Consider the following 13,736-nt stretch of genomic DNA (forward strand, 5'->3'; position numbering starts at 1 on the left):
GGATGGTAATGGGATAAGTGACGTAGGTATCTACCGTCCTTCAACGCACATGTTTTATTTAAGGACACCCGGCTCCCCGACAACGGCGATAGACTGGGGTATCAGTTCGGATATCCCGGTAACGGGCGATTGGGATGGCAATGGGATAAGTGACGTAGGTATCTACCGTCCTTCAACGCACATGTTTTATTTAAGGACACCCGGCTCTCCGACAACAGCGATAGACTGGGGTATCAGTTCGGATATCCCGGTGACCGGTGCCTGGTAAATATAACTTTTGGTTCATCTCTCAATCCGTATCGCTACATACGGATTCATCATACTTCCCCTTTCCCATTTCGGATAGAGAGAAGCGGGCATACCGATAATACCTGAGATAGGTATCTTTCAGAAAGGAGCTGGTGGCTGGACAACATCGGGAATTGTATCCGGGACGGTGTTGCAGTCTAATTCCTGGAGGAAATATGGAGATTCGCAGAAACATGGTCAATAGAAACTATGAATTTATTAAATTCAACGAGATCCCAATATCTCAATTAATAAAAACAATTCCCAAGTTCCCATCAATTATTAATGGGTTTTCTGCATCGTATCATCCCTGCCACCCAGCATAAATAATCTTCGGTCCCTTTAATTACCCCTCACTCCGGATTGCTTCATATGGATTCATCAGACTACCTCTGTAAGCTGGCCAAAGGGAAGAAATGCTGCCAATAAAAATTACAATAAGCAATGCAAGTCCAGCCATCGCACCAATCTCGATAACTGTGGGAATAAAAAAAGAAACTTGATGTGCACTGTTAAGGGATCCTTGTGTATCCATCAAGTATAACGCAAAGACACTGATGGTAATTCCTGCAATTCCCCCAAATGCAGAAAGCAACAAGGATTCTGTGAATACTAATAAGAAAATGACATTCCTTTTCGCACCCATCGCCTTGAGCAGCCCGATCTCCCTCTGACGCTCATGGGCGACCATCGCTGATATCAGCGCGATAAGCGGGAGCGCAACAATAACCACAAAAACCGATATGAGGTTCAGGAGATCGGGAATCCCCTGGATATCTTCATTGACAGGTTCAAGGGAAAAATGTCTGTTAATCACCCGGACTGTCCGGGATTCCGGTGAAAGATAGAATGCCCGCGTGATCCGATCTCCGACAACCTTCAACTTCTCGTCCGGGACATCCCGGATAAGAATCGCACTGACATCTCCCGCAATGATTTTTGGAGACGATGGCGGGAGAACTCCCTTTACATTCGCAAGATTATACGCGTCTTCAAGCCGCAGGATCACCGCATGGTCGACCGATGACCGCGTCAAATCCAGCTTTCCGGCGATGGTATATTTCTGGTCTCTGATGGAAAGCGGTGTCCCGGGATTCCCGGCAACAGCAGAACCGATAATGACCTCGCCGGGTCCGAGAGGTTTGTCGAGAGGTTTTTGCAGCCATGGTTTGATGGTAAAATCCGTTTCCGGATCGATACCGTAGAGATTCACCGGATCCGGCGATAATTCGGGTATGTTCAGCGTTGCGATAAAAATCTGGGGGCTCATGGATACGATCCCCGGAATTTTTTTGAGCCGACCCATGATATCTCCCTTTATCCGGAAATCTGATGGTTCGGCCATCACAATAGCAACCGTGTTTTCCGGTCCGGCACCCCGCAGGAATACCGTATACTGGGTCGGTACAACCATGTGATCAGCTCCCATCCGTGTGACACTCCTGTTAACATCCCCTGCTGCGCCCTCCATGAGAACTTGTGATGTAAAAATTATCGCCGCAATGAATGCGAAACAGAAGAGTGTTGCCAGATTGCGGCCCGGCTTGTTCCTGATCGAGGCCGTAATAAATGTCAGGTAGTTCATCTTAAGAATCATGATCAAATCCGGTCTGATGCAGGTTTGTCCGCCCTGGTATTGACACACGATAATTCCGGATCTGCCACCAGTTTACCCCTGACCATTCCAAAAACCCTGGATGCATATGGTATGAGATCCGGATTATGAGTGACCATGACAATTGTTGTCCCTTCGCGGTTCAGGTCCCTGAACAGGTTCATGATCTCGATCTCCGTATCAACATCAAGATCCCCGGTTGGTTCGTCTGCGATGAGGATCGCAGGACCGTTGATGAGGGAACGGGCAATGGCCACCCGTTTCATCTCACCGCTTGAAAGTGTGCCGGGATATGCATCATTCCGGTGGGATAAACCTACTTTTTGCAGGAGTTCATCAGCCCGTGACCGGGAACCCGGTCCATCCGGGCAGAACAATGTCGGTACCATGACATTTTCAACGGCCGTCAGCGTGGGAATCAGGCCGGAGAACTGGAAGACAAATCCGATCTCTTTTGCCCGTACTTCGGCAGTTTTATCTTCAGAAAGATGATCGATTTCCTGTCCCCGTATCCTTACAACCCCGGCAGTAGGAGTAATTAGGCCGGCCAGCATTGCAAGAAGGGTTGACTTCCCGCTTCCGGACCGTCCCAGGATAATGATAAATTCCCCGGGATTTATGGTAAGGTCTGTATTATCTACTGCCCTTACGTCCCCCTTTGCGGTACTGAAGGTTTTTGTAATACCGGTAGCTTCTATCATGATTCTCCTTTCCTGATGGTTTCGTATGGATCTGACCGGTTGATCAGAATTGCCGGATAGACAGAGGATATTCCGCCGATCCCTGCACACAAGAGGAGAGCAGTCCCTCCCTCGACCAACAATGCCCGGACTGATGGTATGATGAACGGAATTTTTAACGATAGTGCGATATGGTCCTGGAATAGCACCAGAATGAGTGCTGCCGCACCTATGCCGATGATGCCGCCAATAATTGCAAGGCTGAAGGATTCTGCAAGCATGAGCCTGATAACGAATCCCTTTGGTGCGCCAAGTGCCCGGATGATTGCAACTTCCTTTCTGCGTTCATGTGCAACCATCGCTGAGATGAATCCAAGGAGCGGTACAGATACCAGCGTAATTGCGAGAGTGGTGCCGAAAAGGAGATGTCTGATGGCAGCAAGCTGGCTGTTCACGGTATTGAGCAGGCCGTTGGGGGTAATTGTTTTTGTCCCCGGGACGTTTTCCTGGATTTGCTGTGCAACAGACTGCGGGGAATATCCCGGTTCCACCTTCACCAGTACAGCAGATATTTTCCCGGGAGGTATCGAGAGTTTTTTTACGGCTTTCAGCTCCGACTCATCAGCCATTACATACGCATCTTCAAACCGGGTAAATACCGAGTTGTCAACTCCCATTCCGGTCTGTTTGAGGATTCCAACGACATGGAATGTATGGCCATAGAACATGAGATCATTCCCGACGTTCTGGATAACGGCACTGCCAATAATAATCTCGTCTTTTCCAAGTTTCATTTCCGGGTTTTCCTTCAGCCAGGCCGATATGGTGAAATCATTTTCCGGATCGATTGCTATCATCTGGACCGGGGCGGCACAACAGGATGCAAAGAGGGTTGCGATATAGATCTGGGGGCTGGCTTTTCCAACGCCGGACACGCGGGAAATTTTTTCAAGATTCGTCTCATCGAAAAAAAAGCTGGAGGGCTGCCCGTTGAGAATGATGGTCTGGCTTACCGCTGCATATTCTTCAGGCACAACAAGAATATCCGCTCCCATCCGCGACATGCCGGAATCAAGGCTTTCCTGTGCCCCGTCCACCAGGTACTGCGACGAGAATAATGTAGCCGCGATGCATGCAAATGCAAAGATCGTTGCGATATTCCGGTACGGGCGGTTTGAAATGTTACTCCTTACCAGCGTGAAAAACCGGAGGTCTTTGGAATCATCCATCTCATTCCCGTTTCCAGACGAGGTAACCGCCGATAAGGATGACCATAACTCCGAGCAGCTCAAGCACCGGCAGTGTCATTGTGCGGCATGGGTGGGTGGCCAGTTTGCACATGCCGATCAATACTGTCGGGAACAGGATTACCAGTGCACCCAGGGCGATTGAAAAGACGCCGACAGCCTGGCGGGTCTCCGGCGTGTTCCTGGCAATGAGAAGACCCCCGGCGACCACGATCAACGCACCGATGCCGGAATCGGCACGGGCTGACCATCCGCAGGGCATCGGGAACTGCATGCCGGATACTGCCTGGACATAGAGTCCTTCCATTTCACAGACGGGAAAAATAATCCATGGAACCAGAATGATAATAATCCCCAGGATTACCAGCAGGGCACCAATACCATTAACGCGTGTATTCGAATCCATGATAACCACATTTTGAAGAAGCCTGTTATTAATGATTATTTTTGTACCATGGTCCTCCAAGGGATTCTAACCGCTGCTTACGACAAAATTTCCAATATTCATCATTAAATAAATTGGTACCTTCCGCATGTTTAATAAGATTTAAAAAAAAGCATCAAGCACGTGTTCCGTGGTTACGCGAACATTGCAGGAATTGTGTTGTGATGTGCAGGAATTTTCCTCGGATTCAGTGCTGGAATCAGCATGCCGCATCTGAGCCAAGGAGCTGGATTGTATGATTATTCCGACAAAAGATGAAATGAGCGACAGTCGATCATCCGGATCAAAGTTACTGGTATTGGTTGCCTTCGGGATGATTATTGCTCTTCTGTTGCTGAATGTCGCAGTCGTTGCGGTGGATGATGTGACGGATCTGAATGTATCAAACGTTACACCCTCCCCCGAGAATACAGAGCTGCCGATAACCCTGGCTGCTGATCTGGTTACTCCCGATGCCACGATTGTACCAACAGAATCGCTTATCATTGCCGATGAAACTCCGGCTGATACCCCTGTTACGCCAACGCTCTTTTCAGGTTCGTCTCAGTTTATCGACGGACCAGCAGAAATTGTGAGTACTACCGGCCTTTCCGGGATATCAAATCCATCCACGGCTGATATACAATATACCGTCCACACTGCCAAACGTGTAACCCAGGCCCAGAGAGAAGCAGCGGCAGCAAATTATAAGGATATTCGTGAAAAGTTTTTGTTGCAGGGAAACACCGCTCTTCCGGCAAGTCGTGGTTTTCAGATTGATACGGCATCATTCAACGGGACTCCGGGACCTTCAGTCCTGACAATGGATCCCGGCGGAGTCCCGCACTATTTTGGCCCGTATGCGAACTGGGCCAACAGCCCGATGCCTATGGGGCATATCGCAAGTATCGCCGTTGATAATGGAGGTGAAGGGTATACAACTGCACCCGCGGTGTCGATAGCGGATGTGTACTTCACCGGAAGCGGGGCAACTGCAACTGCGACGGTAGCCGGTGGTGCAGTTACCGGGATCACTGTCACAAACCCTGGCACGAATTATACCGCACCGGTGGTAATTATCGACGGGCCCGGGACCGGGGCAGCTGCTACTGCAACACTGGGCGGGCCTTTCTCCAGCGGGATGCGGAAATTTGTTGATACCCTTCCCGGGCTTAATTCTGCCGGGGCAAATAATCTCGGGCAGTATATCCCTGTTGCACAGTCAGACGATGCCATTTATCCCGGCAGCAATTATTACGAAATTGCGATCGTTCAGTTCACCGAGAAGATGCATTCGGATCTGCCCGAAACAACCCTGCGTGGCTATGTCCAGATTTCAACGCCGAATGTGACCGGTCTCCACTACCCGCTGAACTATCCCAATGGTACAAATATTACCGATACCCTTGGAAGTCCCGTTTTTGGTGTTGATAAGCCCCACTATCTCGGGCCGCTTATCGTTGCAAATAATGGTACCCCAGTCAGGGTCAAATTCCAGAACTACCTGCCGGTTGGTGCAGAAGGCAATCTCTTCATCCCGGTAGATACCACGGTCATGGGAGCGGGCATGGGTCCGCTGGGTATGAATACAACTCCTATCTATTATACCCAGAACAGGCAGGAACTGCACCTCCATGGTGGAACGACTCCCTGGATCAGCGACGGGACACCATACCAATGGATCACACCCGCCGGGGAATATACGGCATACCCGAAAGGTGTGAGCGTATACAATGTTCCGGATATGCCGGATCCCGGCGATGGATCCATGACCTTCTTCTATACCAACCAGCAGAGTGCCCGGCTTATGTTCTACCATGACCATGCTCATGGCATCACACGCCTGAACGTCTATTCCGGAGCAGCAGCCGGGTACATTGTCCGGGACCAGCAGGAACGGGATATGATTGACGGTACGAATGTGACCGGTATCAATCCCACGTATGCAAAAGTTCTTCCCGATGTCGGGATCCCCCTTATCATCCAGGACAAGACCTGGGTGGACAACCGGACAATTGTGGCGCAGGACCCGACATGGGCCTGGGGCACTGATCCCGGTCAGCCGATGACCGGAGACCTGTGGTATCCCCACGTCTATATGCCGGCGCAGAATCCCTACGATGATACGGGTATCAACCCGTACGGACGGTGGCACTACGGCCCCTGGTTCTATCCGCCAACTGCCATCACGCATGGACCTGTTTCAAACCCCTACTACGGGAACCTTAATTTCACTGGCGAACCGCCAATGATGCCAGGAACTCCCAACCCGTCCACACCCGGTGAAGCATTCATGGATACGCCCCTCGTGAACGGTGTTGCATACCCCACGATGACCGTTGATCCAAAGACATACCGTTTCAGGATCCTTAATGCGGCTAATGATCGGGCAGTGAACCTGCAGTTGTACGTTGCAGATCCGACCGTTATGACTGCCGACGGCAGGAATGATACAGAGGTCAAAATGGTGCCGGCATCACCGGGGACCCCGGGATTCCCGGCTAACTGGCCGACGGATGGAAGAGAAGGCGGTGTGCCGGATCCGGCAACAGTCGGGCCGTCGTTCATCCAGATTGGAACTGAGGGTGGTTTCCTGCCCGCACCCGTCGTTGTCCCGAACCAGCCAATCACCTGGGTCAATGACCCGACGCGGTTCGATTTCGGAAATGTTGACAAGCATACGGTTGTCCTGATGAGCGCAGAGCGTGCCGATGTCCTTGTTGACTTCTCCGCATATGCAGGAAAGACCCTGATTCTCTACAACGATGCGCCGGCGGCATACCCGGCCGGTGTTCCCCAGTACGACTACTACACCGGCGATCCCGATCGAACTGATACCGGCGGAGCACCCACAACCCAGGCCGGCTATGGGCCCAACATCCGGACCGTTATGCAGATCAAGGTCAATAATATAACTCCGGCTCCCGCGTACGATCTCGCAACGCTGAATTCCGTATTTGCGAAGACCGCGTCGAAGCGGGGTGTCTTCGAATCATCGCAGCCACCTGTCATTGTACCGCAGGTAGCATACGGCAGTGCTTACAACCAGGTATTTACCCAGAATAATTACGGAAGAATCAACGATCACTTCAAGAATTTCACGGCACTCTCCGGTTCATTCATCAACATCACGTTCCAGCCGAAAGCCCTGCACGATGAGATGGGTGCGGTATATGACCAGTACGGGCGGATGAGCGCAATGCTGGGGCTTGAAATTCCCTCGCCGACGTCGGTTACAGCGCAATTCATGCCCTATGGGTACGACAGCCCGCCAACCGACGTGATCATGAGCTCCGTCGGTGAAATGGATGGGGTTCAGGCAGGAGACGGGACCCAGATCTGGAAGATCAGCCATAACGGTGTTGACAGCCACCCGATCCACTGGCATATGTATAATGTCCAGGTAATCAACCGCGTAGGATGGGACGGGTTTATCCGCGCCCCCGATCGGACAGAATTGGGCTGGAAGGAAACCGTCAGGGTGAGCCCCCTTGAGGATACCGTCATAGCACTGAGGCCGGTTACCGCCTCGGTACCCTTCGAAGTCCCCGATCAGGTCAGGGCAATCACGCCTACTGCCCCTCTCGGGTCACCCATCGACGGGCCCCCGGGAGGCGGATGGTTTGACCCGATGGGCAACCCGATTACTACGGGCGGTGCTGACCGAATCCTGAACCACCTTGTCAATTACGGATGGGAATATGTCTGGCACTGCCATATCCTCGCACATGAAGAGATGGACATGATGCATGCTCAGGCAATATCCGTCAACCAGCCAACCTCACCTCCCGATACACTTACTTCGGGTGAGGTTACAGACATTACCAACAAGACCGCGGTATACCTTGCCTGGGTTGACCGGTCGACCAATGAAACCGACTGGATTGTCCAGAGATGCAACCTTTCCGATACCCTCTGGTACGATTTCAAGGTTGTCCCGTCATATTCGGGGCCGCAGACGGGCGGATGGGCTATGACAGTCGATGATACTATTCCTGTCGATACAAACCCGCCCTACATGTACAGAATCAAGGCCTCCAATGTTGTGGGCGATGACTATGTTTATGACGGCGGGGTTGTTTTCCCAACCTCATGGCGAAACTCCATTGAGTCGGGAATAAACACATCCTCCTTCGCGGATCCGCCGAATGCATCGTTCACGTACTCGCCCTCGACGGGCGATGCCGCTCTCAATGTATCGTTTACCGATACATCGACAGGTTCGCCGACCGGCTGGATCTGGGACTTTGGCGACGGGAATTTTGCTGCCGATAACGGACAGCAGAATCCGTACCATGTCTATGAAATTCCCGGAACGTACACAGTGACATTGACTGCGATGAACATCGGCGGAAGCAATGTGTCCCCGACCACGGGAACGGTTATTGTGACAAAGGCTGCAGCACCTGCGGCTCCTTTAGCTTCCTTCACTAATGTAACTCCGAGAGAAGGAGCGGTGCCATTAACTGTCACATTCAATGCGGATGCCTCGACAAGCGATCCCGCAGTTTGGGCTACCTGGAGATGGACATTCGGCGACGGGACCTTCTCATCGGTGAAGAACGCGACACATACGTACACAACTGCCGGTAATTACACTGTTTCCCTTGCGGCGACGAACCTTGGGGGAACCGATGTGATGACCCGAACGGGCTATATCAACGTATCAATTGCTGCTCCTGTTGCGAATTTCTCTGGAACCCCCAGGACCGGAACAGCCCCGCTGACGGTCGTATTCACGGATTTATCGACAAACGCCTCGACCAGCTGGGCATGGGACTTTGGTGACGGGAACGTCACAAATGCCACAGTTCAGAACCCGGTGCATACATACCTTCTCGCTGGTAATTACACGGTGGCTTTAACTGCAACAAATGGTGCTGGCAGCGATACCATGACGAAGGTGGGATATATAAATGTGACATCAAATAATTCTCCATACAGCGTAGGTGTCTACCGACCGTCAACACACATGTTCTACCTGCGGCCTGGAAACTGGCCTGTGGCGCCAACAACTGTCGTCAATTGGGGAATTAGTACGGATTTACCGGTAACCGGTGACTGGAATGGGGACCGAATACCGGATGTTGGTGTCTATAGATCTTCAGCGCATACATTCTACCTGAAGAACGGCACCGTAACAACCAGTGTGAACTGGGGCGTTAGTACCGATACACCGGTAACGGGAGACTGGAATGGAGACGGACTGACGGATGTCGGTATCTACCGTCCGTCGACGCATATGTTCTACCTGAAGAACGGCTCTGTGACAACTGGTGTGAACTGGGGCGTTAGTACCGATACACCGGTAACGGGAGACTGGAATGGAGACGGACTGACGGATGTCGGCATCTTCCGTCCGTCGACGCATATGTTCTACATGAAAAACGGTTCCGTGACAACGGGCATCGATTGGGGGGTCAGCTCGGATTTGCCGGTTACCGGGAAATGGTAATCCTCTCTTTTTTCTCTGAACCGTTTGATTAAACAACAGAACCAATTGGTTAGTTGTTAATAATTGTTCGATAGGGTATTTTTTTTAATCTTGTTTGCTATTTTTTTGATGAATAATCCGTTAAAAACTAAAAACGGATGTCCTATAATTTATTCGATGAGGATGGTTTATGGCAGGTCTCAGGAGTCTGACAATTATTTTCCTTCTGATCATTGGCGTTGCCGGAGTTATGGCAGAAAATGTTCAGGTGCAGCATGTCCGTATGAATACAATCGGTGCTTCGGTACCCGTAAATATTTCCCTTGACAGCTCATCAAATGGTCTTGCAGGGTACGATGTCACTATTATTCTTAGCAATCCAAACGTTGCGGAAATTACAGAAGTGAAGTTCCCGTCCTGGGCTGTTCTCAATGAGAGTACGCGCCTTACAGCATCATCGGTTCGAATCAGAGCAGTCGATTTACACAATACGATTAAAAATGGTGACCAGAATATCGGCTTCGGATCGATTCTCCTGCGGGGTAAATCTATCGGATCGTCTGACATCATTGTAACCATCAGGAATATCACTGACGATCATGGGGATATTCTCACGACTGGATCTTCGGTACCTGGAAAAGTGACAGTTGACCAAACTCCGACACGAACTGCACCAATCATTGCTAACCATACGTCTACGCACCTTTCTCAGATTCCACTGGCTGCGATCAATACTGCGAAATCCAGTCTCCATATCGCTTATGGACATACCTCTCACGGGAGTCAGATTATTACCGGAATGGAGGGATTGACTTCATTCCCCGGTGCACCTTACGGAGGATCGACCTATGAGTTCAACAACGGCGGTAATGGTGGAGCCCTCGATCTGCGCGACACCCCATTTTCCGGAGCCTATGATCTCGGGAACCCGGATCGAACCGCTTGGGCTTCGGCCACCCGAACCTATCTTGCAGAGAATCCTGAGGTTAATGTCATAATCTGGTCCTGGTGTGGACAAGCTGATACGACAGAGTCAGATATCAATACATATCTCGAGCTGATGCGTTCCCTTGAGAAAGATTACCCGGAGGTTACCTTCGTATACATGACCGGCCATCTAACGGGGTCCGGGGGTTCAGGGAACCTGAATCAACGCAATGAGCAGATCCGCAGATATGTTCAGGCGAATAACAGCGTACTTTTTGATTTCGCAGACATCGAAAGTTTCGATCCTGATGGGAATGTCAATTATATGCTTTTGAATGCTGATGATAATTGTACATATAATAATAATATCCGATATAACTGGGCTGTTGAATGGCAGAATACCCACACCGAAGGTGTCGACTGGTTCGACTGCTCGCCAGCACATACACAACCACTTAACGGGAATCTGAAAGCATACGCTGCCTGGTGGCTCTGGGCCCGGCTTGGAGGATGGAACGGAATTCCGGTTAATACTGCAGTTCCCGATGCGGTTGGAGTCTATAGATCGTCCTCGCACATGTTTTACCTGCGACCCGGCACCTGGCCATCCGGTGCAACTTCAGTAATAAACTGGGGTGTCAGCACGGATATTCCGGTGACAGGAGACTGGAACGGTAACGGGATAACGGATGTGGGAATATACCGTCCATCGACGCATATGTTCTATCTCCGGACCCCCGGGTCTCCCACGACCGCGATAGACTGGGGTGTCAGCACGGATATTCCGGTGACAGGAGACTGGAACGGTAACGGGATAACGGATGTGGGAATATACCGTCCATCGACGCATATGTTCTATCTCCGGACCCCCGGGTCTCCCACGACCGCGATAGACTGGGGTGTCAGCACGGATATTCCGGTGACAGGAGACTGGAACGGTAACGGGATAACGGATGTGGGAATATACCGTCCATCGACGCATATGTTCTATCTCCGGACTCCCGGGTCTCCCACGACCGCGATAGACTGGGGGGTAAGCTCGGATATTCCGGTGACAGGAGACTGGAATGGTAACGGGATAACGGATGTGGGAATATACCGCCCGTCGACACATATGTTCTATCTCCGGACTCCCGGATCGCCAACGACCGCTATTGACTGGGGTGTGGGGACCGACGCACCAGTAATCGGTCACTGGTAACTTTTTTTTCGCTGTTCCGATCTGAATGTTTATTCTGTCTGAAACAGTATTACGTATTAATGTCAGCAAACCGGATTATGCGCACGGGAACCATACCCCTCATTCTGTTTATCCTCATTATTCCGACAGGAGTATCTGCAGTATTTCTCGATGAATCGAATGTTCTGGGATCTCCTGGGGACCAGTATTGGAATGTAGCCGCACCGGGGGATTATTTTTTAACTTTCTCTTCGGACACTATCAGCACAAATCATAATTATGCTATTCGTATCGTTTCATCCGACGTCATACTGGATGGCATGGGTAAGAATCTCACAGGGCCGGGGATCGGCAGTGTTGAGCCAGGACCATCGTACTATGGCATAAGAGTCAACTCAGGGACTATTACACAGAATGTTACCGTAAAAAATGTAAGTATCCAAAATAAAAATCTTGCAATTGTCTATGAATGGGTCAGCGGTGGGGGTATCCAGTCGGTTCATTGCTCGTCCAATACGCAAGGAATCACGACATGGAACAGCTCTAATCTGACGGTTCAGGCAAATATCGTAAATTCCAATACCCATGGAATTGTACTTGACGGACATGCAGCCAAGAACGATTTCTTAGTTGTCGACTCGAACAACGCATATGGAAATTCCCAGTTCGGCATCCATCTCTGGTTGACGAACAATAATAACTCAATAACCAACAATCAGGCAAATTTTAACAATATGGGAGTTGTATTCACAGACGGGGGTACTGGAAATTCCGGCACTAATAATACACTTTCCCGCAACACGGTAATCGGAAACGTGAATGGAATATACTTCCTGAATTACAGCGGAAATTCAATTTCATACAACACGATCAACGGGAATACCAATGTCGGTATGTGGTTCGACCGGTCCGGGTCGAATAATTTCACGAGAAATTCTGTAAATGGTACGGGGTGGGTCGGCATCTATCTGGGGGGATCCAGCAGCGGGAATATAGTTTATGATAATATATTCCAGAACACCGATAACGAAGAGACTGACGGGACCAGTCCTAACACCCGTTGGAATATTACGCCTGTGAGCGGCAGAAATCTGGTAAACGGGCCTTCGATCGGCGGAAATTACTGGACAAATCCATCAGGGCTCGGTTATTCGGATACCTGTTCTGATGGAAATTCTGATGGATTCTGCGACACCCCGTACACTCATACCGGGGGAATTACCGATTATTATCCCCTCCACAAGTGGGTCTCGACAGGTCAGGGAGTGGGGATATACCGTCCGTTGACGCATATGTTCTATCTCCGGACCCCCGGGTCTCCCACGACCGCGATAGACTGGGGTGTCAGCACGGATCTTCCGGTGACAGGAGACTGGAACGGTAACGGGATAACGGATGTGGGGATATACCGTCCGTCGACACATATGTTTTATCTCCGGACCCCCGGGTCTCCCACGACCGCGATAGACTGGGGTGTCGGCACGGATCTTCCGGTAACGGGAGACTGGAATGGAAACGGGATAACGGATGTGGGGATATACCGTCCGTCGACGCATATGTTCTATCTCCGGACCCCCGGGTCTCCCACGACCGCGATAGACTGGGGTGTCAGCACGGATCTGCCGGTAACGGGGGACTGGAATGGAAACGGGATAACGGATGTGGGGATATACCGTCCGTCGACACATATGTTCTATCTCCGGATTCCCGGGTCTCCCACGACCGCGATAGACTGGGGTGTCAGCACGGATCTTCCGGTAACGGGAGACTGGAATGGAAACGGGATAACGGATGTGGGGATATACCGTCCGTCGACGCATATGTTCTATCTCCGGACTCCCGGGTCTCCCACGACCGCGATAGACTGGGGTGTCAGCACGGATCTGCCGGTAACGGGGAGATGGTTATAATCCAATTTCCTGCTAAGGAGAGATTAAGAGA

The 13,736-nt window shown here is 50.9% G+C and carries 8 protein-coding genes; 4 read left to right on the forward strand and 4 right to left on the reverse strand.

The window, feature by feature from the left end:
- The coding region (locus A4E33_RS00765; protein ID WP_292345489.1) for a hypothetical protein at nucleotides 1-268 on the forward strand (268 nt) is incomplete at its 5' end.
- Nucleotides 269-634: 366 nt separating this feature from the next.
- Here A4E33_RS00765 and A4E33_RS00770 read toward each other — a convergent pair.
- From A4E33_RS00770 to A4E33_RS00785, 4 genes are all read right to left on the reverse strand, one after another.
- A complete protein-coding gene (locus A4E33_RS00770) occupies nucleotides 635-1,633 on the reverse strand; it encodes an ABC transporter permease (protein ID WP_292345984.1) in 999 nt (332 codons plus the stop codon).
- A 254-nt stretch (nucleotides 1,634-1,887) separates the two neighbouring features.
- Nucleotides 1,888-2,604: an ABC transporter ATP-binding protein gene (locus tag A4E33_RS00775; RefSeq protein WP_292345492.1), complete on the reverse strand. Its 717-nt coding sequence runs from the start codon at nucleotides 2,602-2,604 to the stop codon at nucleotides 1,888-1,890.
- Nucleotides 2,601-3,812: an FtsX-like permease family protein gene (locus tag A4E33_RS00780; protein ID WP_292345494.1), complete on the reverse strand. Its 1,212-nt coding sequence runs from the start codon at nucleotides 3,810-3,812 to the stop codon at nucleotides 2,601-2,603. Before A4E33_RS00780 ends, A4E33_RS00775 begins: the two co-directional genes overlap by 4 nt.
- 1 nt (nucleotide 3,813) lies before the next feature.
- Complete coding sequence (locus A4E33_RS00785; RefSeq protein WP_292345497.1) at nucleotides 3,814-4,236, reverse strand: DUF4418 family protein; 423 nt, start codon at nucleotides 4,234-4,236, stop codon at nucleotides 3,814-3,816.
- Between the two features lie 298 nt (nucleotides 4,237-4,534).
- On the opposite strand from A4E33_RS00785, the gene A4E33_RS00790 reads away from it, so the two are divergent.
- From A4E33_RS00790 to A4E33_RS00800, 3 genes are all read left to right on the forward strand, one after another.
- Nucleotides 4,535-9,709 carry a PKD domain-containing protein gene (locus A4E33_RS00790; RefSeq protein ID WP_292345499.1) on the forward strand — a complete coding sequence of 1,725 codons (5,175 nt, stop codon included), beginning with the start codon at nucleotides 4,535-4,537 and terminating at the stop codon, nucleotides 9,707-9,709.
- A gap of 169 nt (nucleotides 9,710-9,878) precedes the next feature.
- Nucleotides 9,879-11,816, forward strand: coding sequence for a hypothetical protein (locus A4E33_RS00795; protein ID WP_292345501.1), 1,938 nt, complete (start codon nucleotides 9,879-9,881; stop codon nucleotides 11,814-11,816).
- A gap of 77 nt (nucleotides 11,817-11,893) precedes the next feature.
- Complete coding sequence (locus A4E33_RS00800) at nucleotides 11,894-13,705, forward strand: NosD domain-containing protein (RefSeq protein WP_363053618.1); 1,812 nt, start codon at nucleotides 11,894-11,896, stop codon at nucleotides 13,703-13,705.
- The last annotated feature ends 31 nt before the right edge of the window (nucleotides 13,706-13,736 follow it).

It is taken from the genome of Methanoregula sp. PtaB.Bin085, from assembly GCF_002067035.1.
Lineage (GTDB): Archaea > Halobacteriota > Methanomicrobia > Methanomicrobiales > Methanospirillaceae > Methanoregula.

What these genes read in the sequence shown, in the direction of transcription:
- A4E33_RS00790 (WP_292345499.1), top strand. Translation starts at nt 4,535, where the DNA reads ATGAGCGACAGTCGATCATCCGGATCAAAGTTACTGGTATTGGTTGCC.
- A4E33_RS00770 (WP_292345984.1), bottom strand. Translation starts at nt 1,633, where the DNA reads ATGGCCGAACCATCAGATTTCCGGATAAAGGGAGATATCATGGGTCGG.
- A4E33_RS00795 (WP_292345501.1), top strand. Translation starts at nt 9,879, where the DNA reads ATGGCAGGTCTCAGGAGTCTGACAATTATTTTCCTTCTGATCATTGGC.
- A4E33_RS00780 (WP_292345494.1), bottom strand. Translation starts at nt 3,812, where the DNA reads ATGGATGATTCCAAAGACCTCCGGTTTTTCACGCTGGTAAGGAGTAAC.
- A4E33_RS00800 (WP_363053618.1), top strand. Translation starts at nt 11,894, where the DNA reads ATGCGCACGGGAACCATACCCCTCATTCTGTTTATCCTCATTATTCCG.
- A4E33_RS00785 (WP_292345497.1), bottom strand. Translation starts at nt 4,236, where the DNA reads ATGGATTCGAATACACGCGTTAATGGTATTGGTGCCCTGCTGGTAATC.
- A4E33_RS00775 (WP_292345492.1), bottom strand. Translation starts at nt 2,604, where the DNA reads ATGATAGAAGCTACCGGTATTACAAAAACCTTCAGTACCGCAAAGGGG.